32 protein-coding genes are annotated in these 22,912 nt (G+C 64.6%); 18 read left to right on the top strand and 14 right to left on the bottom strand.

Annotated features, from left to right (window positions below):
* Positions 1-100 precede the first annotated feature (100 nt).
* From ACZ1II_RS08110 to ACZ1II_RS08065, 10 genes are all read left to right on the top strand, one after another.
* On the top strand, positions 101-946 hold the full coding sequence (locus tag ACZ1II_RS08110; RefSeq protein WP_465145966.1) for a pyruvate, water dikinase regulatory protein: 846 nt from the start codon (positions 101-103) through the stop codon (positions 944-946).
* Positions 947-966: 20 nt separating this feature from the next.
* Complete coding sequence (locus ACZ1II_RS08105; RefSeq protein WP_465145965.1) at positions 967-1,551, top strand: Maf family protein; 585 nt, start codon at positions 967-969, stop codon at positions 1,549-1,551.
* Positions 1,548-2,405, top strand: a complete 858-nt coding sequence (locus ACZ1II_RS08100) for a shikimate dehydrogenase family protein (RefSeq protein WP_465145964.1) — start codon at positions 1,548-1,550, stop codon at positions 2,403-2,405. The genes ACZ1II_RS08105 and ACZ1II_RS08100 overlap by 4 nt, the downstream gene beginning before the upstream one ends.
* Complete coding sequence (gene coaE / locus ACZ1II_RS08095) at positions 2,402-2,992, top strand: dephospho-CoA kinase (RefSeq protein WP_465145963.1); 591 nt, start codon at positions 2,402-2,404, stop codon at positions 2,990-2,992. The genes ACZ1II_RS08100 and coaE overlap by 4 nt, the downstream gene beginning before the upstream one ends.
* Before the next feature lie 50 nt (positions 2,993-3,042).
* Positions 3,043-3,726: a DNA polymerase III subunit epsilon gene (gene dnaQ, locus ACZ1II_RS08090; RefSeq protein ID WP_465145962.1), complete on the top strand. Its 684-nt coding sequence runs from the start codon at positions 3,043-3,045 to the stop codon at positions 3,724-3,726.
* A gap of 24 nt (positions 3,727-3,750) precedes the next feature.
* Positions 3,751-4,320 (top strand): ribosome hibernation-promoting factor, HPF/YfiA family, encoded by a 570-nt coding sequence (gene hpf, locus ACZ1II_RS08085; protein ID WP_334183242.1) that lies wholly within the window; start codon positions 3,751-3,753, stop codon positions 4,318-4,320.
* A gap of 127 nt (positions 4,321-4,447) precedes the next feature.
* The gene (locus ACZ1II_RS08080; protein WP_465145961.1) at positions 4,448-4,909 is read left to right on the top strand and encodes a PTS sugar transporter subunit IIA; all 462 of its coding nucleotides are present in this window, start codon (positions 4,448-4,450) and stop codon (positions 4,907-4,909) included.
* Positions 4,899-5,381, top strand: coding sequence for a PaaI family thioesterase (locus ACZ1II_RS08075; RefSeq protein WP_465145960.1), 483 nt, complete (start codon positions 4,899-4,901; stop codon positions 5,379-5,381). The genes ACZ1II_RS08080 and ACZ1II_RS08075 overlap by 11 nt, the downstream gene beginning before the upstream one ends.
* Before the next feature lie 2 nt (positions 5,382-5,383).
* Positions 5,384-5,725, top strand: coding sequence for a DUF1491 family protein (locus ACZ1II_RS08070; RefSeq protein ID WP_465145959.1), 342 nt, complete (start codon positions 5,384-5,386; stop codon positions 5,723-5,725).
* A gap of 197 nt (positions 5,726-5,922) precedes the next feature.
* Positions 5,923-6,591 (top strand): cell wall hydrolase, encoded by a 669-nt coding sequence (locus ACZ1II_RS08065; RefSeq protein WP_465145958.1) that lies wholly within the window; start codon positions 5,923-5,925, stop codon positions 6,589-6,591.
* Between the two features lie 80 nt (positions 6,592-6,671).
* On the opposite strand, the gene xth is transcribed toward ACZ1II_RS08065, so the two are convergent.
* The 3 genes from xth to ACZ1II_RS08050 all read right to left on the bottom strand — a co-directional run bounded on the left by xth (position 6,672) and on the right by ACZ1II_RS08050 (position 8,277).
* Complete coding sequence (gene xth, locus ACZ1II_RS08060) at positions 6,672-7,448, bottom strand: exodeoxyribonuclease III (RefSeq protein ID WP_465145957.1); 777 nt, start codon at positions 7,446-7,448, stop codon at positions 6,672-6,674.
* The gene (gene erpA, locus ACZ1II_RS08055; RefSeq protein WP_465145956.1) at positions 7,445-7,777 is read right to left on the bottom strand and encodes an iron-sulfur cluster insertion protein ErpA; all 333 of its coding nucleotides are present in this window, start codon (positions 7,775-7,777) and stop codon (positions 7,445-7,447) included. Before erpA ends, xth begins: the two co-directional genes overlap by 4 nt.
* 74 nt (positions 7,778-7,851) lie before the next feature.
* Positions 7,852-8,277, bottom strand: coding sequence for a CBS domain-containing protein (locus ACZ1II_RS08050; RefSeq protein WP_465145955.1), 426 nt, complete (start codon positions 8,275-8,277; stop codon positions 7,852-7,854).
* A 140-nt stretch (positions 8,278-8,417) separates the two neighbouring features.
* On the opposite strand from ACZ1II_RS08050, the gene ACZ1II_RS08045 reads away from it, so the two are divergent.
* Complete coding sequence (locus ACZ1II_RS08045; RefSeq protein ID WP_147216085.1) at positions 8,418-8,711, top strand: hypothetical protein; 294 nt, start codon at positions 8,418-8,420, stop codon at positions 8,709-8,711.
* Between the two features lie 4 nt (positions 8,712-8,715).
* Here the strand turns inward: ACZ1II_RS08045 and ACZ1II_RS08040 are convergent, their stop codons facing one another.
* From ACZ1II_RS08040 to ACZ1II_RS08020, 5 genes are all read right to left on the bottom strand, one after another.
* Positions 8,716-9,090, bottom strand: coding sequence for a (2Fe-2S) ferredoxin domain-containing protein (locus ACZ1II_RS08040; RefSeq protein ID WP_465145954.1), 375 nt, complete (start codon positions 9,088-9,090; stop codon positions 8,716-8,718).
* A complete protein-coding gene (locus ACZ1II_RS08035) occupies positions 9,087-9,518 on the bottom strand; it encodes an acyl-CoA thioesterase (RefSeq protein ID WP_465145953.1) in 432 nt (143 codons plus the stop codon). Before ACZ1II_RS08035 ends, ACZ1II_RS08040 begins: the two co-directional genes overlap by 4 nt.
* Before the next feature lie 199 nt (positions 9,519-9,717).
* A complete protein-coding gene (locus ACZ1II_RS08030; protein WP_465145952.1) occupies positions 9,718-10,146 on the bottom strand; it encodes a DUF2497 domain-containing protein in 429 nt (142 codons plus the stop codon).
* A gap of 86 nt (positions 10,147-10,232) precedes the next feature.
* Positions 10,233-11,690, bottom strand: a complete 1,458-nt coding sequence (locus ACZ1II_RS08025; protein WP_465145951.1) for a TolC family outer membrane protein — start codon at positions 11,688-11,690, stop codon at positions 10,233-10,235.
* Between the two features lie 2 nt (positions 11,691-11,692).
* Positions 11,693-12,286, bottom strand: coding sequence for a protein-L-isoaspartate O-methyltransferase family protein (locus ACZ1II_RS08020; RefSeq protein WP_465145950.1), 594 nt, complete (start codon positions 12,284-12,286; stop codon positions 11,693-11,695).
* A 287-nt stretch (positions 12,287-12,573) separates the two neighbouring features.
* On the opposite strand from ACZ1II_RS08020, the gene ACZ1II_RS08015 reads away from it, so the two are divergent.
* The 3 genes from ACZ1II_RS08015 to ACZ1II_RS08005 all read left to right on the top strand — a co-directional run bounded on the left by ACZ1II_RS08015 (position 12,574) and on the right by ACZ1II_RS08005 (position 16,279).
* On the top strand, positions 12,574-14,097 hold the full coding sequence (locus ACZ1II_RS08015; protein WP_465145949.1) for a fumarate hydratase: 1,524 nt from the start codon (positions 12,574-12,576) through the stop codon (positions 14,095-14,097).
* Between the two features lie 126 nt (positions 14,098-14,223).
* A complete protein-coding gene (locus ACZ1II_RS08010) occupies positions 14,224-15,531 on the top strand; it encodes a sensor histidine kinase (RefSeq protein WP_465145948.1) in 1,308 nt (435 codons plus the stop codon).
* A gap of 13 nt (positions 15,532-15,544) precedes the next feature.
* Positions 15,545-16,279: a LytR/AlgR family response regulator transcription factor gene (locus tag ACZ1II_RS08005; protein WP_465145947.1), complete on the top strand. Its 735-nt coding sequence runs from the start codon at positions 15,545-15,547 to the stop codon at positions 16,277-16,279.
* A gap of 75 nt (positions 16,280-16,354) precedes the next feature.
* Here the strand turns inward: ACZ1II_RS08005 and ACZ1II_RS08000 are convergent, their stop codons facing one another.
* A complete protein-coding gene (locus ACZ1II_RS08000; RefSeq protein WP_465145946.1) occupies positions 16,355-16,690 on the bottom strand; it encodes a UrcA family protein in 336 nt (111 codons plus the stop codon).
* 286 nt (positions 16,691-16,976) lie between these two features.
* Between ACZ1II_RS08000 and ACZ1II_RS07995 the strand changes: the two genes are divergently transcribed.
* The 3 genes from ACZ1II_RS07995 to ACZ1II_RS07985 all read left to right on the top strand — a co-directional run bounded on the left by ACZ1II_RS07995 (position 16,977) and on the right by ACZ1II_RS07985 (position 19,033).
* Positions 16,977-17,243: a hypothetical protein gene (locus tag ACZ1II_RS07995; protein WP_465145945.1), complete on the top strand. Its 267-nt coding sequence runs from the start codon at positions 16,977-16,979 to the stop codon at positions 17,241-17,243.
* Between the two features lie 85 nt (positions 17,244-17,328).
* On the top strand, positions 17,329-18,156 hold the full coding sequence (locus ACZ1II_RS07990) for a diacylglycerol kinase family protein (protein WP_465145944.1): 828 nt from the start codon (positions 17,329-17,331) through the stop codon (positions 18,154-18,156).
* On the top strand, positions 18,146-19,033 hold the full coding sequence (locus tag ACZ1II_RS07985; protein ID WP_465147259.1) for a metallophosphoesterase family protein: 888 nt from the start codon (positions 18,146-18,148) through the stop codon (positions 19,031-19,033). The genes ACZ1II_RS07990 and ACZ1II_RS07985 overlap by 11 nt, the downstream gene beginning before the upstream one ends.
* 123 nt (positions 19,034-19,156) lie before the next feature.
* On the opposite strand, the gene ACZ1II_RS07980 is transcribed toward ACZ1II_RS07985, so the two are convergent.
* From ACZ1II_RS07980 to ACZ1II_RS07970, 3 genes are read right to left on the bottom strand one after another with little or no spacing between them, the layout of a single operon-like run.
* On the bottom strand, positions 19,157-19,873 hold the full coding sequence (locus ACZ1II_RS07980; protein WP_465147258.1) for a GIN domain-containing protein: 717 nt from the start codon (positions 19,871-19,873) through the stop codon (positions 19,157-19,159).
* A gap of 26 nt (positions 19,874-19,899) precedes the next feature.
* The gene (locus ACZ1II_RS07975; RefSeq protein WP_465145943.1) at positions 19,900-20,466 is read right to left on the bottom strand and encodes a DUF1700 domain-containing protein; all 567 of its coding nucleotides are present in this window, start codon (positions 20,464-20,466) and stop codon (positions 19,900-19,902) included.
* Positions 20,456-20,830, bottom strand: a complete 375-nt coding sequence (locus ACZ1II_RS07970; protein ID WP_465145942.1) for a PadR family transcriptional regulator — start codon at positions 20,828-20,830, stop codon at positions 20,456-20,458. Before ACZ1II_RS07970 ends, ACZ1II_RS07975 begins: the two co-directional genes overlap by 11 nt.
* Positions 20,831-21,101: 271 nt before the next feature.
* On the opposite strand from ACZ1II_RS07970, the gene ACZ1II_RS07965 reads away from it, so the two are divergent.
* Complete coding sequence (locus tag ACZ1II_RS07965; RefSeq protein ID WP_465145941.1) at positions 21,102-21,758, top strand: thermonuclease family protein; 657 nt, start codon at positions 21,102-21,104, stop codon at positions 21,756-21,758.
* Between the two features lie 82 nt (positions 21,759-21,840).
* Here ACZ1II_RS07965 and rpsI read toward each other — a convergent pair whose 3' ends face one another.
* Both rpsI and rplM read right to left on the bottom strand, forming a co-directional pair.
* Complete coding sequence (gene rpsI, locus ACZ1II_RS07960) at positions 21,841-22,362, bottom strand: 30S ribosomal protein S9 (RefSeq protein WP_465145940.1); 522 nt, start codon at positions 22,360-22,362, stop codon at positions 21,841-21,843.
* The gene (rplM, locus tag ACZ1II_RS07955) at positions 22,362-22,841 is read right to left on the bottom strand and encodes a 50S ribosomal protein L13 (RefSeq protein WP_021234910.1); all 480 of its coding nucleotides are present in this window, start codon (positions 22,839-22,841) and stop codon (positions 22,362-22,364) included. Before rplM ends, rpsI begins: the two co-directional genes overlap by 1 nt.
* Positions 22,842-22,912: the final 71 nt, after the last annotated feature.

The following is a 22,912-nucleotide window of genomic DNA, read 5'->3' as shown; positions in this document are numbered from 1 at the left end:
TGTCACCAGCACTGTCCCGTGGTTTATGCCGCCACATATCCACAGGCCGCCGGGTTGTCTCGGGGGTTCTTCACGCGAAAGACTCTCGGAAAAGCCTCGAATGGCGCGTTTTCACCTTCACCTGCTCTCGGATTCCACCGGCGAAACGCTGGAAATGATCGCCAAGGCGGCCCTCGCCCAGTTCGATGATTCCGACGTTTTGCGGCATTTCTGGCCGATGGTCCGCTCGCAGCAGCACCTCGACCGGATCATGGGCGAGATCGCCGCCAATCCCGGACTCGTCTTCTTCACCCTGGTGAACGAGGAAACCCGCGGCCGTCTGGAAGAGCGCTGCCAGCAACTCGGCCTGCCGGCGATCGCGGTGCTCGACGGCGTCACCGATGCGCTGGAAGCGCTGCTCGGGCAGGAAGCCAAGGGCCGTCCCGGTCGCCAGCATCGCCTGGACGATGCCTATTTCGCCCGCGTCGATGCGATTCAGTTCACCATCGCCCACGATGACGGCATCGCCTGGGAGGACTGGGAGGAAGCGGATATCGTGCTGGCGGGAGTCTCGCGCACCAGCAAGACGCCGACCTCGATCTATCTCGCCAATCGCGGCTACAAGGTCGCGAACATTCCGATCGTGGTGGAGAGTCCGCCGCCGACCCTGCTCTATGGGCTGAAGCGCCCGCTGGTCGTCGGCCTGACCACCGCGCCCGAGCGCCTGATCCAGATCCGGCGCAACCGCCTGCTCTCGCTGAGTCAGTCGCCCGACACCGACTATGTGAAAAGCGACCGGGTCGAGGACGAGCTGAAATATGCCCGCCGCATGTTCGCGGACAATTCCTGGCCGGTGATCGACGTGACGCGCCGCTCGATCGAGGAAACCGCGGCGGCGATCATCAATCTCTACAACGAGCGCAAGGCCGAGGGGACTCAGGGTCCGGTCGGTCCGAAGCCGATCTGATTCTTCCGGAACCAAGCACCATGATCGTCCTCGCCTCGCAAAGCGCCTCGCGGCGCGCCATGCTCGAAGCCGCCGCGATTCCGTTTCGCGCCCGCCCTGCCCATGTCGATGAGCGCGCCATCGAGGCCGGACTCTCCGGCAAGCCGCCCGCCGAAATCGCACTGGAACTGGCGCGGGCCAAGGCGCTGGCGGTTTCCGCCGAAGAGTCGGGCGAACTCGTCCTCGGCAGCGATTCCCTCGTCGAATGCGGTGGCCGCCGCTTCGACAAGCCCGCGAGCCGCGAGGCTGCGACCGAGCATCTGCGCTTCTTCTCCGGGAAGGTGATGCACCTCCACAGCGCCGCTGCCCTCGTGCGGGACGGCGAAGTGCTCTGGGCCGAGGACGCGGTGGCGGCGCTCCATGTCACCGCGCTTTCGGACGCCTTCATCGCCGAATATCTGGATGCGGAATGGCCGGAAGTGGCGGGCTGCGTCGGCGTGTTTCGCATCGAGGCGCGCGGCGTGCAGCTTTTCGAGAAGATCGAGGGCGACTATTTCACCATTCTCGGCATGCCGCTGCTCAAGGTGCAGGCGGCGCTGCGCCGTCTGGGAGCGATCGCGTCATGAATCAGCCCTATGCCGAAGTCATCGGCGATCCGATCGAACAGTCCAAGTCCCCGGTGATTCACGGATTCTGGCTGGAGAAGCTGGGCCTTCCCGGCCGCTATGACCGTCACCGGGTTCCGGCCGAAGGACTCGCCTACTATCTGGCCGAGCGCCGCGCCGATCCGGACTGGCGCGGCTGCAACGTCACGATGCCGCACAAGCAGGCCATCGTTCCCTTGCTCGATCGCCTCGATCCGCTCGCCGCGAAGATCGGCGCGGTCAACACGGTGGTGCGCGAGGCGGACGGCACGCTGACGGGCTACAACACCGATGCCCCGGGCTTCCTCGAACCCCTGCAACCGCTGCTTGAACAGACTCACTTGTTCCGCATGGCCCGCGTGCTGGGCACCGGCGGAGCTTCGCGCGCGATCGTTGCCGCGCTGGCGGAGCGCGGATTCGTCGTCGTCCTGGCCGGGCGCAATCCCGCCAAGGCGCAGGCGATGCTGGATGACGTGACCACGCAGGACGATCATCACGCCATCGACCTCGCCCATTTTGCCGAGCCGACCGACTTCGCCTTCGACGACCGCGAGCAGTGCCTCGACGTGATCGTCAATGCGAGTCCGCTCGGCATGACCGGCCAGCCCCCCCTCGCCTTCGATTTCACCCATGCCCCGCCGCGCAGCGTGGTCTACGATATCGTCACCAGCCCGCTCGAAACGCCGTTCCTCCAGGAAGCGCGCCGGGCCGGATTCGAGACGGTGGACGGGCTGTCGATGCTGATCGGCCAGGCCGATGTCGCTTTCGCGCACTTCTTCGGCGTGAAGCCGCCGCGCGATTTCGATGCGGAACTGCGCGAGCGCCTGCTGGCATGACTCGCATTCTCGGCCTCACCGGCTCCATCGGCATGGGCAAGTCTACGGTGGCCGGGATGTTTCGCGAACTGGGCGTGCCGGTCTTCGATGCCGATGCCGTGGTTCACGAACTTCAGGGACCGGGCGGCGAACTGGTTGCCGAAATCGAGGCAGCCTTCCCCGGCACTACCGGGCCGGAGGGCGTCATCCGCGCCAAACTGGGCGCGGCGGTTTTCGGGAATCGGGAAGCGCTCGCCCGACTCGAGGGAATCGTTCACCCTGCCGTCGCAGAGTCGCGGACCCGATTCCTCGCCGAGCACAATGGCGCGTCGTTGGTCGTCTTCGATATCCCCCTGCTCTACGAGAAAGTCGGCGACCGGGGGCTGGACGGAGTGGCGGTGGTGTCCGCTCCGGCAGAAGCGCAGCGCGCCCGCGTGCTGGCCCGACCGGACATGACGTCCGAGAAATTCGAGCAGATTCTGGGCTTGCAGGTCCCCGACGCGGAAAAGCGCGCGCGGGCCGATTTCGTCATCGATACCGGTACGTCGCTGGCGGAAACCCGCGCGCAGGTGAATCGTATCGTGGCTGCGTTGACCGAGTCAGAATAATCGCGGTCAGGCCCTTGCGAAGTGGGTCTGGCAGGCAGATATGGAGAGGGATGAGAGAGATCATCTTCGATACCGAAACCACAGGTTTCGACCCCAGGAACGGGGACCGGATGGTGGAGATCGGCTGCATCGAAATGGTCAACCGGGTGCTGACCGGGAAGGCCTACCACGCCTATTTCAACCCAGAGCGCACGATGCCCGCCGAAGCGGAAGCGGTGCACGGCCTGTCCGATGCCTTCCTGGCCGACAAGCCACTGTTCGCCCAGAGTGCGCAGGACTTTCTGGACTTCATCGGTGACGCGCCGATGATCGCCCACAATGCCAAGTTCGACTTCAACTTCATCAATTTCGAGCTGGAGCGCTGCGGCCACGCCGCCGTCGATCTCGGCCGCATGGTCGATACGATGGAGCTGGCCAAAGTGCGCCATCCCGGCGCCAAGCTGACGCTCGACGCGCTCTGCTCGCGCTACGGAATTGATCGAAGTCATCGTACCAAGCACGGCGCCTTGCTAGACGCCGAACTGCTCGCGCAGGTCTACGTGGAGCTTCGGGGCGGTCGCCAGATCGGTCTCGAACTTCTCGCCGAAACCGCCGAGATCACCGCGGAATCGAAGGTCCTCATTCGTAAGGACCGTCCTTTCCGTCAGCCGCGTCCCCACGCGGCAACCGAGGAGGAACTCCTCATTCATGCGGAGTTTCTCAAGTCGGTCGATGCCCCGCTCTGGGGCGCCTGAATCACAGCAGAGGAGTAATCGCTCATGGACATCCGCGTTTCCGGCCATCAGGTCGACACCGGTGAAGCCCTCCAGACCCACGCCAACGAGCGGTTGACGGCGATCGTAGACAAGTACTTCAGCCGCGCGCTGTCGTCCCAGGTCACTTTCGGCCGCGCCCCGGCAGCGGCTTTCCGCTGCGATATCGTGGTGCACGTGATGCAGAACCTTGTGCTCAAGGGCACCGGCATGGCGCAGGACGCGCATATCGCCTGTGACCAGGCCGCCGAGAAGATCGACAAGCAGCTGCGCCGCTACAAGCGCCGGATCAAGGACCGCCACGAACAGACCGCCTATGCCGTCGCCGTGGAAGAAGCCGCCTACACGATCTTCGAAGAGCCGGAGACCGAGCATGAGGAAGAGCTGGAGGTCGATGCGCCGGTGGTGATCGCGGAAACCCGCGTGGACGTTCCCGAGGCCACGGTTTCCGACGCGGTGATGATGCTGGACCTGCGCAACACCACGGCGCTGCTGTTCAAAAACGCTGGAACGGGACGCCATAATATGGTTTACCGCCGTGGCGACGGTTCGATTGGCTGGGTCGAGCCGCACTGACGCAGACCCTGGCGCCGATCAGGCGCCTGCATTTCTTCTCGAAGAAGAAAACATAACCCCCGGTTTCCCGGGGGTTATGGACGTTTAAACCCCGGACATTCCGTTTGGGCCAGAACCAGAAACGCAGATGAGCAGTCTTTTTACCCTGTTGCCTGACGCCGTCGTGACTACCAGCGCAGACAGCAAGCATGTGATTCTCGGCCGACTCGCCGACCTTTTCGCCGAGGTTTACCACCTCGATCGCGAACAGGTTCTGGCGCGCATCGTCGAACGTGAAGAAATGGGCAGCACCGGTTTCGGTCGCCGCATCGCGATTCCCCATGCCCGCATGGCAGGCCTCGGTCGCCCGGTAGCGATCGTCATGCGGCTCGATAGCCCGGTCGATTTCGATTCCGCCGATGGCGTGCCGATCGATCTCGTCTTTGGCCTGCTCTCGCCCGAAAATGCGGGGGCCACGCACCTTCACGCGCTGGCGGCAATCTCGCGGATGATGCGCGATGAGCGCATGCACGAGGCGCTGATCGAAGCACCCGGCCCGGAAGCGCTTTACAGCCTGCTCAGCAACGTCATCGATCGCGATGCCGCCTGAATCATTGGAAGCCGGCGCTCCGGACGTGTCCGGCGCCGGTCTGCACTGGCGGGCGCTGGAAGGCCTCTATGCCTCGGCGCCGATCAACCAGATGTTCCGCTCCCGCCTGGAGATACCCGGCGAGGGCGTCTCGCGCATCACCTTCGATGTCGAGCCGGACTGCTTCCATGCCGCCGGTGCCGCGCATGGCACGATCTATTTCAAGATGCTGGACGACGCGGCTTTCTACGCCGCGAACACCCTCGTCACCGACCGGTTCCTGCTCACCACCTCGTTCAACCTCCTGCTGAGCAAGCCGATCAAGGGCGGTACGATCGTGGCGGAAGGGCGCTGGGTCAGCGGCCGCCGCCGCGTGCTGGTGGCGGAATCGCGGCTGGTGGACGAGGACGGCGAGGAAGTCGGGCGCGGCACCGGCACTTTCATGCGCTCGCGCATCGCCCTCTCCGGCCTGCCGGGCTACGCCGGTTCCTAATCTTGGACGCTCGTCTACCCGCCCATCTCGAAGTTTCCGGACTCCTCCGCGCGGTACAGGCGGAAGGCGGCTTTGGCGCGGTTCTCAGCAAAGGTGAACGCGACGCCGGGACGATCATGCTCGTTCTGATCGAGAATGGAGATAATCCGCGTCTCTATGAGCGCATGCCGCAACTCGACGGTACCCGCGCCTGGACTTGCACAAAACGCTACGAATCCGGCGGCGATCCGGAGCAGCGACTCGCCTTTGCCGACTATCTGGAGCGGCGCGGGCAACAGGACCTGGACTTGTGGATCGTCGAACTGGACATCGCGAAGCCCGAACGCTTCATCGGGGTTGGTTAACAACAAGGTTGACTTGCAGGCGATGCAAGTTAAAGGCCACTGCACAGACGCGGAAGCGGCTCGGGCAGCACTTCGGCCAGCCCGGCTAGCACGCAGACGGGGAATCGTCGGCAGGATCGTTTGGAAGGTGAACGCCTCAGGAAGGCATTCCGTTCCCACCTGCGTCGGACTGGTTCACCGCCTTTGACCATGATTTAATGCGAACCAAGTTTCAGTGGGCTAGCGCGGTGGCGCTGGCCGCTACGGTTTTGACCACCCTATTCGGCGCACAGGGTTCGGGCGCCGCGGCTTTGGCACCGGTTCTGGTGCAGGCTAAATCGACCCTCGACCCGATCTTCGTATCGCAGCCGGTCGTCCAGTCCCTCCCCTCGGAAGACGGGGCAGATGCGACGGACGCGGGTGCCGACACCGGTACCACCGACGAAGAGGGCACTCAGGACAACCAGGTCGACGCCGACACGCTTGCGCAGCTTGTTGCGCAGCAGGCCGTGCCCGGTCGCCTGAGCAGCGAAATGCGCTGCCTGGCCAGTGCGATCTACTTTGAAGCGCGCGGCGAGACTCTGGAAGGCCAGCTGGCCGTCGGCCGCGTCATCATCAACCGCGCAGAATCCGGTCGCTTCCCGGCGAGCTATTGCGGCGTGGTGTACCAGCCTTCGCAGTTCTCGTTCATCCAGGGCAAGAAGATGCCCAAGATTCGCGAGCAGTCGAGCGGTTGGCGCGAAGCCAAGGCGATCGCCAAGATCGCTGTCGAGAAGAGCTGGAAGAGCCCGGTGAAGGGCGCCCTCTTCTTCCACGCCGCGCGCGTGGCACCCAACTGGCGTCTGACCCGCCTTGCCCAGGTGGACAACCATATCTTCTATCGCTGAGATTACAGTCTCAACGACAGGCACGAAAAAGGGGCGCGAAACACACCGTTTCGCGCCCCTTTTTCGTGCCTCTGTACGGATCAATCCCTGAGCTGCACCCAGACCGGGGTATGATCGCTGGACTTCTCGCGCCCACGATAGCTCTTGTCGACGCCGCAGGAAACGAGGCGGTCGGCCAGTTCCGGCGAGAGCAATGCATGGTCGATGCGGAAGCCGTGATCGCGCTGCCAGGCACCGGCCTGATAGTCCCAGAACGTCCAGATGCCGCCGCGCGGGTTGTGGGTGGCGATTGCGTCGGTCCAGCCATCGCCCAGGAGACGGAAATAGGAATCCCGCGATTCCGGCTGCATCAGGGCGTCGGCAGCCATGGCGGGCGGCGACCAGACGTCGCGGTCCGTGGGGATCACGTTGAAGTCGCCGGTGACGATGGCCGGAACTTCCTCGGCCTTGATCGCGTCCATGCGCCGGCGCAGGCGCTCCATCCAGCGTAGCTTGTAGTCGAATTTGGGGCCGGGCAGCGGATTGCCGTTGGGCAGGTAGATGCAGACCACGCGCATGCCGAAGACGTCCGCTTCCAGATAGCGCGAATGCTCGTCCTCAGGCTCGCCTTCAAGGCCGCGCTGGACTTCCACCGGTATTTCGCCGTCCGCCAGGATGGCCACACCGTTGAAGCCCTTCTGGCCGTGCCAGATGCCCTTGTAGCCGATCTTCTCGAATTCGGCGATCGGGAAGCCTTCGTCTTGGGTCTTGATCTCCTGCAGGCAGGCGACCGCGGGGCGGGTTTCCTCCAGCCATTCGAGCAGGCGGGGCAGACGGGCCTTGATGCCGTTGATGTTGAACGTGGCGATCTTCTTCATATGGAGAAGCTCGATCCGCATCCGCATCCGGCCGCAGCCTGGGGATTCTCGACCCGGAAGGCGGCGCCGCCGAGCGATTCCACGTAGTCCACCACGCAGCCGCTCACGAGGTCGAGGCTGACCGAGTCCACCACCAGGCGCACACCATCGGTCTCCGTCACGGTATCGTCGGATTCCGGGGCTTCGGCGAGGCCGAACTTGTACTGGAAGCCCGAACAGCCGCCGCCTTCGACCGAGAGGCGAAGAATCGCCGGCTTTCCTTGCTTTTCGGCAATCGCGGCCACGCGCGAGGCAGCCGAGGGGCTGAGTGTGACGGTTTGCTGGTCCATGCCCGCGATGTAGGCCTCCCCGCCCGGTCCGGCAAGGTGGGGCGCAAGGAGGGCGGCAAGGTCTCGCGGTGCGGTCAGGCCATCTGGATATAGTCGCGCATCGCCGCGGCTTCCGATTCCACCTTTTCCAGCCGGTATTTCACGATGTCGCCGATGGAAACGAAGGCGACCATGCGGCCGTCCACGGTGACCGGCAGGTGGCGGACGCGGCGCCGAGTCATCAGCGCCAGCGCGGCAAGCGCCGTGGCCGAAGGGTCCACGGTCAATGGCGGCGTGGTCATGACCTCGCTGACCTGCATGCCCAGCACGCTGGGGCCGAATTCGCGCAACCGGTAGATCAGGTCGCGTTCGGAGAATATCCCGACGAGGTTGTCGCCCTCGAAGATCGGCAGGGCACCGATCCGGCGCTCGGCCAGAAGCGATGCGGCTTCGCTGACGGTGCAGTCTGCCTGGCAGGTGATCACGGCCTCCCGGCCGGCGATGATCCGTTCGATTGTCATCTTTGCAGTCTCCCTTATCGGGTCTCCGACCCGCTCCTCGCTCGCTCTCTTCCGGAGCTTGTTTCAGGGAGAGTATCATAGCTGCGGGGGGACTGCACGAGTCCCTTGCGGGCGCCCGCGCGAAGGCGCAAATGGGCGCGATGATACCCCGTTCGCCCCTGGAAGATCCCGAAAAGGCTGCCCATGCCTGGGCGCGCTATCGCCGGATCATGCGCTACATGATGACGGTGACGGTGGCGCTGGTGATCGCTTCGGTGATCCTGCTCTATCGGTCGAACGGGATGGTCTCGGTGCACTTCTATATCGCTGCCGCGCTGGGCATCGGTTTCACGATGCTGCTGGCTTCGGCGCTGATGGGGCTGGTGTTCCTCTCCAGCGGAACCGGGCACGACGAGTCGGTTGTCGATCCGCTCGACGACGATCACGAGTTCTGAGTCTTCAATTTTCCGCAGGACGCAGGCGGAATTCCTCGACCGGCTCGCCGCCGATCAGGTGCTGCTGGATGATCTTCTCCAGCACCTCGTCGGTGCAGGAGTGATACCAGACCCCGTCCGGCCAGACGACCGCGACCGGCCCGGCGAAGCAGATGCGCAGGCAATCGGCCTTGGTGCGGGCGACCCCGCCGTTTCCGTCGAGACCGAGCTGCTTGAGGCGCTTCTTCAGGTATTTCCACGCGGCGGCACCTTTCTCCGGCGAGCAGCACTCGCCCTTCTGCGGCTCCGCGCAGATGAAGATGTGGCGCTGGATCGCATCCCCGCCTGCTTTGGCGAGGGCTTCCTCGGCCTTCTCGATTTCGTGGTGCGAGGCAGTCATGCGCGCAGCGACCATTCGGCGGCGCGGGCGCGGTAATCGTCGGGCAAGGCTGCGGGGCCTTGCGGTCCGACCATGACGATCACCGTGCGGGCGAAGACCACCGGCCTGCCGCCCTGAGTCACGATCTGCACCACCTGCTGGCTGGTACGGCCAAGCCGTTCGATGGCGCCGTGGACGGTCAGCGTTTCCGGATAGTGGGTCTCGTCGAGGTATTCGATGGAAATGCTGGCCACCATCGTCGCCAGCCCTTCGAACTCGCCTTCTCCGGCAGCGGCGCGGTAGAACCGTACGCGCCCGTCTTCGAGCATCCCCGCCATGGCGACGTTGTTGATGTGGCGATTGAGATCGAGGTCGCTGAAGCGCGGTTCGATTGCACAGGAAAACGGGTAGCGCGCGGGATCGAGCAGCGCAGGGTCGGGTCTTGCCATGCGCCTGAGTTAGGAACCTGAGACGTTCAGGTCCAGTTTCGTTTGAAAATTCGCTGAAGGCGAATTTTGCGGCACCGGCCCACGCCCCTACCCGACCTCCCACGAGTGTATCCTGATGGGAGGTCGGGTGGGGGCGCCGAAAAACCTTTGGGGCCGGTGCCGCAAGAAAATGCCTCACGGGCATTATTCAAACAGACTCTCAGCCCTTCTTGCCGACGATCCTGGCGATTTCGGCGGCGACGAGGCGTTCGACCATCGGCGGCAGGTTCTTGTCGAGCCACTCGGCCAGCGCCGGGCGCAGCAGTTCGCGGGTCAGGCCTTCCAGCGAGGTCTCGCCCGAGCGGACGATCTGCGGCGGCGCGCCGGGTTCGGACAGCATCGCCAGGGCTGCCAGCGATTCCCGCATGGAATTGCGGGCTTCGTCGTGCAGCAGGGCAGGTTCCTCGCTGGCCGTACCCTCGGGCGCGAGCTGGGTCGTCTCCGCGAGGTCGAGCACGTCGTCTTCCTCGTCGAAGATTGCGTCGGCTGGACGGCGCGGGCCACGGGAATCGACGCGGCTGTCGCGCGCGATCACCTGCTTGATCGACTGGAGAATCTCCTCGACCGAAGGTTCACCGCTTTGACGCATGCCACTTTGCCCCTGCTCGCTGTCCGGCGCCGATGCTGTACCGGGCCTGACACAACGAAAAATCCGCTCCGAATCAGAGCAGTCGATCACTGCTGCGGAATGTTCCCGTCCTGCACCGGCGTGTCAACGGTGCGGGTGGACTTGGCCACCGGCGCGGGATCATTGCCCCAGTCCATGAACTTGCCCTTCACGCGGTCGTAGTTGAGCTGCGGATCGTAAAGGGTGCCGCCGTCCAGATTGAGATCGCGCGCCTCGGCCTTGCCCATCGCCGCCAGCAGCGTGAAGCCTGCGACATAGGCATTGCGCCGTGCGGTCACCAGCGTGACCTGCGCGTTGAGCAGCTCCTGCTCGGCATTGAGGATGTCGAGGATCGTGCGGTTGCCCACCGAGTTCTCGGCCCGGACGCCTTCAAGACTGAGAGCTGCGGCATCCACTGCCACTTGCGAGGAGCGGATCAGGTCGTTCGAGGCGTTCCACGAGGTATAGGCCGAACGCACCTGGGCGATCACGTCGCGCTCGGTGGCGATCTCCTGCTCCAGCGTGGCCGAGGCGGTGGCCTGGGCCTGGCGGCGCTGCGCGGCGGGAAGGCCGCCCTGGAAGATCGGGATCGACAGCTGCGCACCGGCCTGTGCGGATGAATCGCTCTGCGAAACGTTCGCGGCTACAGCGCCGCGGGCCAGCGTGTTGAAGTAGTTGTTGTAGGTGCCCTGCCCGAAGAGGCGCAGGGTGGGCAGGCGCCCTGCCCCGGCCACGTCGATGTCCTTGTCCGCCGCTTTGGTGCGCTGGCGGGCGCCGATCAGGTCGGGGTTGGAATCGAGCGCGATCGCGGCGGCATCGTCGGCCGTGGCGGGCAGGTTGGGCAGCGGTGGCGGGGCGTCCAGCGCTTCGGGTGCCCGGCCGACGAAGCGGATGTAGGTCTCCCGCGCGGAGGCGAGGTTCGCTTCGGCGGTGCGCAAGTCGCTCTGGGCGACGGCCAGACGCGATTGCGACTGGGCAACGTCAGTGCGGGTAAGATCGCCGATCTGGAAACGGTCGCTGGTGGCCTGGAGGTTTGTCTCCAGCACACTGACGTTCTTGCGGTTGAGGCCGACGATCGCCTCGGTCCGGATCACGTCCATATAGGCGGCGACGACCTGCGAGAACACCGAGGCTTCGGTCGCGCGCAAGTCCGCCTGTCCGGCTTCGACGCGGATCTTCGCGGCCTTGATGCGGTTCTTGACTGCGCCGCCCGAATAGATCGGCACGCCCAGTTGCCCATCGGCGGTGAATATCTTCGACGGTGCAGTCAGCGAGTTTTCGCTCTGCTTCAGGTTCCGGACGTAGGTTTCCGTCGTGCTGACGCTGGGCAGGCCCGCTGCCCGTGCGATCGGTACGCCCTCATCGGTCGCGCGCTGCTGGGCGCGCGCCGATTCAAGGGTGGGGTTGGTCTGGTAGGCGGCTATGAGCGCATCGCGCAGGGTATCGGCCCGCGCCGAAGCGCCGGCCAGTGCCAGTGTCAGACATCCCCCCGCGAGCAGCCCGGCACGCAATGCGAACCGGGCCATGCTCAGAAGCTCCAGTTTTTGGGAGCGGCGAATTCGGGCAGAGCCGGAATTCCCATTTCGATCAGCGGCAGCAGCGAAACCGCGCCGGCAGCCTTCAGGCCCGAAGCCAGACGGGTGACGCCGCGCACGACGACACCGGTTACCACGCGGCCGCCATCGGCCAGCTGGGCGGCAACGGCGGCAGGCAGTTCCTCGACGGCGCCGTCGATCACGACGAGCGAATAACCGCCCTCACCGGCCAGATCTGCCAGCTCGGCGGGATCGACCACGGTCAGCGAACCGGCCAGCGGACGCAGCAGCGCGGCGAGATAGCCATTGGCCTCGCCCACCAGCAGGACCTTGTCGTCCTGGGTCGGGGCGGCTTCGGCCAGCAGCTTGCCGTGGAACAGCGGTGCGGCCAGGAAGCGGCCGTTTTCGAGCGGAATCGCACGGTCGATATAGGCGGCATCGCGCATCGCGGCGGGAACGAAATCCTCGCGGGCGACGGCGGCCATGGCATTGAGCACCCAATGCTCGTTGACGCCGCTGGTGCGCAGCTGGCTGACGATCATCGCGGTACGTGCTTCGGTGGCGGACCGATCCTCGGTCAGAGTCATTGCGGCCTATTCCTCATGCTGGCGCGGGAAAGGACGGCTGAACGCCTGTACCCCCGCAAAATACGGACTTTATGGGGGCCTTCTAGGCGATGCGACGATGGAGGCCAAGCGGTTTGAAAGTCCTTGGTCGATCAATCGTTACGCTTTGACGATAGCGTTCCCGAACTTGCAACCGGCGGCGCGTCGAACACAAGAATCGCGGCGGAAAATGCGCTTTTGCGCAAATGCCAAAGCGCGTCTAAGGAGCGCCACAAACTAGGCGATCCGAAAAACGGGAGCACAATTCCATGACGCAGATGGTTACGATCCGCGAAGACGACCTCATCGAGAGTGTCGCCGACGCCCTCCAGTATATCAGCTACTTCCACCCGATGGACTATATCCGTGCTCTCGGCGATGCTTACGAGGCGGAGCAAGGCCCGGCGGCCAAGGATGCCATCGCCCAGATTCTGACCAACAGCCGCATGTGCGCGGAAGGGCATCGCCCGATCTGCCAGGACACCGGCATCGTCAACGTCTTCATCGAATGGGGCCAGAACTGCCGTCTCGAATCCGAGAAGTCGCTGCAGGAAGTGGTCGATGAAGGCGTGCGCCGCGCCTACAACAATGCCGAGAACAAGCTGCGCGCCTCGGTGCTGGCGGACCCCGCTTTCACCCGCCGCAACACCAAGGACAACACGCCTTCGGTGCTCTCGGTCAACATGGTCCCGGGCTCGAAGGTTTCGGTGGACGTTGCGGCCAAGGGCGGCGGCTCCGAAAACAAGTCGAAGTTCAAGATGATGAATCCCAGCGATTCCATCGTCGACTGGGTGATCGAGATGCTGCCCCAGATGGGTGCCGGCTGGTGCCCGCCGGGCATGCTGGGCATCGGCATCGGCGGCACCGCCGAACACTGCGTCAAGCTCGCCAAGCAGAGCCTGATGGAGCCGATCGACATGGCCCAGCTCAAGCAGCGCGGCCCCCAGAACGATATCGAGGCGCTGCGCATCGAGATCTTCGACAAGGTGAACGCCCTCGGCATCGGCGCGCAGGGTCTTGGCGGCCTGGCCACCATCCTCGACGTAAAGATCATGGACTGGCCGTGCCACGCCGCTGGCAAGCCCGTCGCCATGATCCCGAACTGCGCCGCCACCCGCCACGCGCACTTCACGCTGGACGGTTCCGGCCCGAGCTTCCTTGAAACGCCGAACCTCGACGAGTGGCCGCAGGTGGAATGGGCGCCCGATGCCGGTGCCATCCGCGTCGATCTCGACACCCTCACCCCCGAAATCGTCCAGAGCTGGAAGCAGGGTGACCGCCTGCTGCTGAACGGCAAGATGCTGACCGGCCGCGATGCCGCGCACAAGCGCATTGCCGACATGCTCGCCAAGGGCGAGGAACTGCCGGTCGATTTCAAGGGCCGCGTGATCTACTATGTCGGCCCGGTCGATCCGGTGCGCGAGGAAGTCGTCGGCCCCGCTGGCCCGACCACCGCGACCCGCATGGACAAGTTCTCCGACACCATGCTCGATCTCGGCCTGCTGGCCAGCATCGGCAAGTCGGAGCGCGGCCCCGCCGCAACCGAGTCCATCGCCAAGCACAAGTCGGCCTATCTGATGGCCGTCGGCGGCGCCGCCTACCTCGTCGCCCGCGCGATCAAGGAAGCCAAGGTCGTCGGCTTTGCGGACCTCGGCATGGAGGCGATCTATGAATTCACCGTCAAGGATATGCCGGTGACCGTGGCGGTCGATTCCGAAGGCAAGAACGTCCACCAGCTCGCCCCGCTCGTGTGGAAGGAAAAGATCGCCAGGGAGCATCTGCTTCCGGCGTAATATCGGGCCGATCCGGCGGGCGCTTCCGCCGGATCGGCGCTTTCCTGCGGGCCGGTTCGACGAATGTCGGTCCCGGCCCGATCAGGGAACTGGCGCTGCGGGGTTTTTTCGCGCTATCCCCTGAGGATGACGACCTCCACCACGATCGGTTCCCATCGGCCGCGCGTGCCCGCGCGGCTTGTCCTGCTGTCTCTTGCCGCGCTCTGGGCCTGCTACTTCATCGTTGCGACGCTGCGCGGTGCGGTGCTGGGCTACGACATGTTCTGGCCGATGGTCTCGCGTCGGCTGACGATCTGCATTCTCTCGATGCTGCTGATGGCGGCCGTCTGGCCGCTGCTGCAATTGCTGGACCGCAGGTCGGCGGGCGTACGCTTCGCAGTGGTTCTGGTCGGCGCCCTGCCGCTGTCGGTCGCGTTGATGCTCATCAACGACGCGATCTTCGCCGACATGAGCACTACCAAGGCTTACGGTAACGAGGACGAGGCGGAGGCGGTAAAGGCCGGCAAGGTGCGGATCAGCCGGGACGAGGCGGGCAACATTCTGGTCGACCTGCCGCAGTCGGTGACCCGGCGGGCCGATCCCAGCGAGGCAGCACCGTCGGAGGAACCGGCCGAGCAGCCGACAACGGCAGTCGCCTCGACCGAAGAGTCCGATTCTGCGATCACGATCAGCACCGAGAAACTGTTCGGCAAGAGCTACGGCGACTGGGCGAGCAAGGCCGATACCGCATTCGGCCGCTATTTCCTGGTTCTTGCCTGGGCAGCGCTCTACTTCGCGCTGGTGAAGGCGGAGGAAGCCCGTGCGGCGGAATGGCGCGAAGGCGAATATCGCCGGGCGGCAGCGGCGGCGGAACTGCGTTCGCTGCGCTATCAGGTCAATCCCCACTTCCTGTTCAACACGCTCAATTCGCTGTCGGCGCTGGTCATGATCGGCAAGCAGGACGATGCGGAGAAGATGATCCAGAACCTTTCGACGTTCTATCGCCGAACACTTTCCGGTGATCCCACCAGCGATCTTGCGCTGGTCGACGAGATCGAACTGCAGAAACTCTATTTCGCCATAGAAGCGGTGCGCTTTCCAAACCGCTTGTTGACGACGATTGATGTTGACGATTCCGTTCTTGGTGCAATGGTACCGGGCATGATCCTGCAACCGCTCGTCGAGAACTCGGTGAAGTATGCCGTCGCGGCTACCCAGAAGCCGGTGACGATCGCCGTGCATGCTCGTCGCGATGGTGACATGCTGGAAGTGAGCGTCACCGACGATGGACCGGGCTGCCCGGAGAACAGCGGCGGTTTCGGGATCGGTCTCAGCAATGTGCGGGACCGGCTGCGGGCGCGTTACGGGGAGGCGGCCAGGATCGAATTCGGCAAGCGCCCCGAAGGCGGTTTCGCCACGGTTCTGAGAATGCCCCTGGAGTCCGGACTTGCCTGAAATAACCCCTGAATTGAGCGGGGCCGCACCGCTGCGCGCGCTGATCGTCGACGACGAGCCGCTGGCGGTAGAGCGCATGCAGGTGATCTGCTCGCGGATCGACGGCGTTTCCGTGATCGGCACCGCCAGCGACGGACAGGCCGCGCTGCGCCTGATCGATGCCCTCACCCCCGACCTCGTCCTGCTCGACTTGACGATGCCCGAGACGGACGGCCTTACCGTCGCCCGGCGGCTTTCGGGCAAGCCCGATGCTCCGGCAGTGATCTTCGTGACCGCGCATGACGAATTCGCGGTGGAGGCCTTCGACCTCGACGCCATCGACTATGTGCTGAAGCCCGTGGCGCCGGACCGGCTGGAGCGGGCCGTGGGCCGCGTCATGTCCCGCCGCGGGGATCAGCGCGCAGCACCGACCAGCGAGTGGCTGGAGGAATTCTGGGTGCCGCACCGCTCCGAACTGGTGCGCGTGCCTGCCGCCGACGTCGAGCGCATCGATGCCGAGCGCGACTATGTGCGCCTGCATGTGCGCGGGCAGAGCTACCTCCTGCTCCAGACCATCACCAGCCTGGAAGAGCGCCTCGACCCCGAGCGCTTCATCCGCATCCATCGCAGCTGTATCCTGCGCCGCGATCATGTGACGGGCCTGCGGCACGAGGGATTGGGAGTCTGGTCGGTCGAGACCGCCAGCGGCGATGCCCTGCGGATCGGCCGGACTTATCTGCCGACGGTAAAGAAAATGGCGGGCCGCTAGGGCCCGCCAGTCTCGTATCCGGTTATTTTTATGGGACCTCGGATGAGCGCCTCGCGCCGGTCCTGACCGGCAGCCTTACTGGCTGGTTGCGAGGCGCTGGTGATTGGCCTTGTCGACGACGAGGGCTACCTGACCACGCACGTTTTCGCGGGTCTTGGCGTAGCATTCGGTGCCTTCGGCGCGGTGGATGCTCCAGCGGGCCACGGTGCGGTTGTAGTCGCAGATTTCGCGGGCGGCGGTCTCGATGCGGCGGTCCAGCTTCTGCTGGCCTTCCGCGGTGGCCAGGTTCAGGTCTGCATAGCGCACCTGGATGTCCTTGGCGAAAGCGGGAGCGGGGGCAGTTGCGGCGGCAATGGCGCCGAAGGTAAATCCGGCAGCGGCAACAGCGGCGAACAGGTTGGTCTTGAACATCGTCTCTTCCTCCTCGGGGTGAGCCGTTGGTCGAGAATGTGTCGCGTCCGGCTCGGTGAATCCTGTTTGCCTCCGAATCGCGGATGCTTCACGCGAGGCTCGACCATGGCCCGTCCAAGTTCGACGAAGACCGGGGCGGGGAGACGAACGACATCCGGCATCGACGAACGACGTCACCGCGTTTCATGGCTTTCCAAGAAACCGTCGCGAATCGGGATCGGTCAATTCACAACCATTACGAAGACTGGCGCCGCATCCGGTTTCGCAGTACCATTTGTCTGGACTTATGGGACTTGCGATCGTCTTCTTCCTTGGGATCTTCAACTTTGCCGCTCACAAGGCGGTGCTGGAGAGCGGCCATCGGATGCTTTCGCAGGTCCCCTGGTTCTTCAAGCCGCTGGGCGGACGCTTCAGTCTTGTCGTGGAATTCGCGATGCTGCTGGGCGCGATGATCGCCGTTGCCGGGGGATCGGCGGGCTGGGCCTGGGTCTACGTTCTCTACTCCGCGCTCAACGGCCTTTCCGCCTGGCTGATTTCGAGCGGAAGGCTGTGATCGGGAACCGGATCAGGCGGGGTCGGTTTCTGGCGGGATGACGCAAACGGAAACCCCTCCCGTTCCGAGCCCGCAAGTCTGGCTCGTGTGCAATGCAGCCAGCGGCAGCAACGACGATGCTTCCGTCGCCGCTGTCGAGCAGGCCCTGGCCGAGGCCGGATTCCCGGTCGCGCGGACTCTGCGGTTTCCGGACGAGGAGGCCCCTACCCCCGCCGTGCTCGATGCCGCGCAAGTGGACATGCTGGTGACGTTCGGCGGTGACGGTACCACGCATTCGGTGGTGGCCGAGGCTGCGGGCTGGAGCGGATCGGTGCTGGTATTGCCGGGCGGTACGATGAACATGCTGCCCAAGCGGCTGCACGGCGATGTCCCGGCTACGGAGATCATCGCCAGGCTCGGCGCGGGCGTGCTGGAAACGATCCGGCCCACAGTGATTTCCAGTCGGCACGGCGTGGGCCTGACCGGCATTCTCGCCGGTCCCGGTACGGTCTGGAACGAAGTGCGCGAGGCGATGCGGGCGCTGAACGTGATCGAATTCGTCAATACCGCGGCCCAGGCGATCTCCTGGTCGGCGAACGGTCCCAAGGTCGTCTGCGCCGAAGCGGATTGCGGCCGTGAGGAAGGCTATGCCGCGATCACCGTGACGCCGGGCGACGACGGGCTGGAGGCCAACGGCTATTACGCGGAATCGCTGGCCGACTATGCCGGACAGGGCATCGCCCTGCTCAACCGCGATTTTCGCGATGGACCGCACGATTCGCTCGGGAATCATCGCCAAATCAGGCTGGTCTGCCCGTCCGGCGAGCCGATGGGCCTGCTGATCGACGGCGAACCGTTCGACGGAGCGGCCGAAGAGGTGTTTTACCTCGCGACTTGCGAAGTCGATCTGGTAACGACGCGTGATGGTTCCTGAAAATTCCTTCCCTGCGGGCGGCCCGATCCGCCTGTTCCATTTGAGCGACATCCATTTCGGACTGGAGGATCAGCGCGCGCTGGACTGGGCGAAATCCTGCATCGAGCGGGAGAAGCCCCATGCCGTGGCGATCACCGGCGACCTGACGATGCGCGCGCGCCATCCCGAATTCGATGCGGCGGCGCGCTGGATCAAGGGGCTGGACATCCCGGTCACCGTCGAAGTCGGCAATCACGACATTCCCTATTTCAATCTCTACGAGCGGTTTTTCGCGCCTTACAAGCGCTTCCACGCGATCGAGAATCTGGTGGAGGCCGAACTCCACCTGCCGGGCGTGGCGATTGTCCCGCTCAAGACCACGACCCGCGCACAGTGGCAGCGCTTTCCCTGGTCGAACGGCTGGGTGACGGAAAAGGCGCTGGCCGAAACGCTTGCCGCCATCGATGCCTTGCCCGCCGGTACCCGCGTACTGGTCGCCGCGCACCATCCGTTGATCGAGCGGCGCGCCAAGGATGGCAAGCTGCTGACGATCAACGGCACGCATGCGATGGAAGTCCTGGCCGGGCGCAAGGTCATGGCCGTGCTCTCGGGGCACATTCACGACGCTTTCGATCTCACCGCCCAGACGCTGACCGGGCCGCTGCGGATGATCGGTGCGGGTACGCTGTCGAAGCGGATCCGCTCGACGCCGCCCAGCTTCAACGAGATCACCATCGACGGTGACGAGATCCGGGTGGTCGCCCGCAATCTCGAACATGTGCCGACTGCGGCGATGCAGATCGACCAGGTCCCCGAAAACGCCCTGCCCCCGCGCGAACTTGGTGAGCCGGTCGCGCCCGTTGGCGCGGTACCGCCGGTCGATCCGCCGGTGCATTGACCGAAATCCACTCGGAACAACAAAAAAGGGCCGCACCGTTTCGACGGTGCGGCCCTTTTTTGTTTGGGCTGTCATTTTGGCCGCCTGCGAAAGGATCGCGGCGGCGCCTCGGTTTCCTTCGGTTTACTTGTAGTCGTGGCTGACGTTGCCGATACCGTTGATCTCGGTCTTGAGGCTGGCGGGCTTGCGGACCAGCGTGACATTGCCAATGCCGTTGATCTCGACACGGACATTGCCGCTCGCGCCCAGCGTCAGGTCTCCGGCGCCGTTCACTTCGACCGTGGCGTCCTGAACATCGACCTTGCCGAAATCGAGGCTGCCTGCGCCGTCGGTGGTGACGGCCAGCTTGCGGACCTTGCCGGTGGCGGCCAGGCTGAGTGCGCCGTTGCCGTTCACCGTCAGGCTGTCCTGATCGAGGCCGGTCAGGGTGACGTCACCGGGGGCGTCGAAATCCAGGCCTTCGATCTCGGGCGCCGTGATCCGGACCTTCAGGCCCTTGCGGCCGTGCCAGCTGCCCTTAACGGCCAGACGGCCGTCTTCCCAGGTCAGGCGGTCGACCAGCTTCTGCGGGCCGCTGACGACCATCTCGGCCTTGTCGCCCTTGGTGAAGACGAGCTGCACCGGGACGTCCATGGCCAGGCGGGCGCCGGGCTGGATCGCGAAGTTGCGGGTGATCTGGGGGCTGTCGGCGGCATCGTCATCGCTGCCGAAGGTCCAGTTGATGTCGCCTTCGTTCACGTTGCGGCGGAACTTGTCCCCGCCGACGACCCAGGCTGCGCTGAAGGCGACGATCGTCAGGATCACGCCGCTGGCGAATACGATGAGCAGTTTCCTGAACATCACTTGGTTCCTTTCTCTCGTGCTTTTCAGTCTTGCGAATGCATGGCGGGTTCGAGCACGCGGTAGTGCAGGCGGCCGAACCACATGATGGCGTTGATGATCCAGATGCTGACCAGAGTCAGCAGCGCGGCGATCGCCACGGCGGCGCTCATCGTGCCCAGCCCGCCGAGGATGGCGACTAGCACCCCGCCCGGAAAGCCGCTGAACGGCCCGGCGATCAGGATGAAGCCGCCTGCCAGGAAGGCGATCAGGGTGGCGACGTAGAGGCCGAACATCACGCCCAGAACCGGCAGCACGATGGGCAGCAGGATCAGGATGTCGATGGTGGCCAGGCCCATGAAGGCCAGGATCGCGCTCCAGGCCGAAGACGGCGAGCGGCCGCTTTCCCAGTTACGGAAGCCTGCCTCGAAGCGCAGTTCGCGGGCGAGGCGGCCGGGATCGCCGAGCGCGGCGGCCACTTCCTGTTCGCTGCGGCCTTCGGCGCTACCGGCTTCGAAGTGCTCTTCGTAGTCGGCGACGATTTCGGCGACGATGTCCTGCGGCATGCCTTTGAGGCCGGCCTTCAGGCGACGGATGAACTCGTTACGCGTCATGGCTCGGCTCCTCTGTCTTGGGTGCGGCGTCTGTGGGTACGGCAGCGGCATCGTCGAGCAGACCGTCAACGGCGGCGGTGAACCCGCGCCATTCCTCGACCTGTTCGGCAAGGCGGCTGCGGCCGGTCTCGGTAATGCGGTAGTACTTGCGCGGCGGGCCGGAGGGCGATTCCTCCAGGTAAGTCGCGACGAGGCCGTCCGACTGCATGCGGCGCATGAGCGGGTAGATCGTCCCTTCGCCCATATCGACCGCCGCGGCCATGCGGCTGGCGATCTCGTAGGCGTAACTGTCCCCCCGCGACAGCAGGGCGAGCACGCAAAGACCGAGCACCCCCTTCTTCAGCTGTACTTCGATTTCGGACATCGAATCATCTCCTGCGGATGAGGAGTGTATATAGACAGCTACTGTGTAACGCAAGATACCTTGTGAAAATTGATACAGGGCATGGAAAGATACCTGCTATAGCGAGGTATCTGGCATGAGAGGGCATCGCATCGACGGCTGTCGGCGCCGGAAGCAATTGGCAAGAAATCGTGGTTATGGATGGCCCTGTATGGCCCGCAAGCGGGCGACAAAGCGGACCCTCCGAATGCGAAGTGCTCTCATAGCGGCAACACTGTTTGCATCCGGCCTGGTGGCCCTGCCCTCTCAGGCGCAGGTCTATTCAGGGAACGTCGTCGCCGTCGACGGCGACACGCTGGATATGACCGGCGCGCGAATTCGTCTGTTCGGCATCGATGCGGTGGAAAAGGCGCAGACTTGCGCTCGCGGCGGCATCAATTGGGCTTGCGGCGTGGATGCCGGACAGGCGCTTTCCCGGCTGGTAGCGGACCGGGCCGTGCTCTGCACCCAGCAGGACACCGACGACTATGGCCGGGTCGTGGCGGTTTGCCGGGTCGGCGATGTCGATCTGGGCGAGACGATGGTGCGCATGGGCTATGCCATCGCTCTGCCGCATTTCACGCAGGCCTATGTGAACACAGAAGCCGGTGCACGGGCCCAAAAGGCCGGTATCTGGGGATGGACGTTCGACAAGCCCGGCGACTATCGGGCGGCGCACCCCCTCGACCATGCGTATGCGGCCCAGCCTCGCGATAATGTACAATCGGTCCGCCGCCCGGCGCCAGGTCCGCGTGCGGCCACACCGAGCAGCGGAGTCTACTTCCGCAATTGCCGCGAGGCATGGGCGGCCGGACGGGCGCCGCTTCATGTCGGCCAACCGGGCTACCGCCGGGAAATGGATGGCGATGGAGACGGCGTGGCCTGCGAACCCTTCCGCCGCCGTCGCTGAAGTCGCTTCCCAAGCTGCAACAAAAAAGGGCCGCGGTTTCCCGCGACCCCTTTTCGTAAAGCCGAAGCTCTCGGTAAGCGGATTAGCGCTTCGAGAACTGGAAGCTACGACGTGCCTTGGCACGGCCGTACTTCTTACGCTCGACGACGCGCGGGTCGCGGGTAAGGAAGCCGGCGGCCTTGACCGACGCGCGCAGGGCAGGCTCGTACTTCGAGAGCGCCTGGGCGATACCGTGCTTCACGGCACCGGCCTGGCCCGAGAGACCGCCGCCCTTGACGGTGGCGATCACGTCGTAGGCGCCGTCGCGGCCAGCAACCTGGAAGGGCTGGTTGATGACGAGACGCAGGGTCGGACGTGCGAAGTACACTTCCTGGTCACGGCCGTTGATGATGAACTTGCCGGTGCCGGGCTTAACCCAAACGCGGGCCACGGCGTCCTTGCGGCGGCCGGTGGCGTAAGCGCGGCCGTAGGCGTCGAGCTGCTGCTCGCGCAGGGGCGCGTTCGAAACGACGGGCGTGAAAGCCTCTTCCGAGGTTTCAACGGCGGCGACTTCGCCCAGGTCCTTCAGGTCGGACAGGCTCTGTACGGTTTCGGTATCGGACATTACGCGCCAACCTTGTTCTTGCGGTTCATGGAAGCGACGTCGAGTGCTTCGGGCTGGGTGCCACCGTGCGGGTGCTCGGTGCCTGCATAGAGGTGCAGGGCGCGCATCTGGTCGCGGCCGAGCGGGCCACGGGGGATCATGCGCTCGACAGCCTTTTCAAGCACGCGCTCGGGGAAGCGACCACCGAGGACCTTGTCCGCGGTGACTTCCTTGATGCCGCCGGCATAGCCGGTGTGCTTGTAGTAGGTCTTGTCGCCAAGCTTCTTGCCGGTGAACTTCACCTTCTCGGCGTTGATCACGACGACGTGGTCGCCGCAATCGACGTGCGGGGTGAAGCTCGGCTTGTGCTTGCCGCGCAGGAGGTCTGCGATGACGACCGCGAGACGGCCAACCACCAGACCTTCGGCATCGATCAGATGCCACTTCTTTTCCACCTCGGCCGGCTTGATCGACCGGGTGACCTTCGTAAGCGCCTTCATGGCTGGTCTATCCCTAATGTTCAGGTCGCGAGGCCGAATCGATCGCTTTCACGAATCTCCGGCACCGCGGG

The sequence above is a fragment of the Novosphingobium sp. BL-S-20 genome, assembly GCF_055521635.1.
The sequence above is the reverse complement of the archived record's forward strand: the minus strand, read 5'-3'. Positions and strand labels throughout refer to the sequence as shown.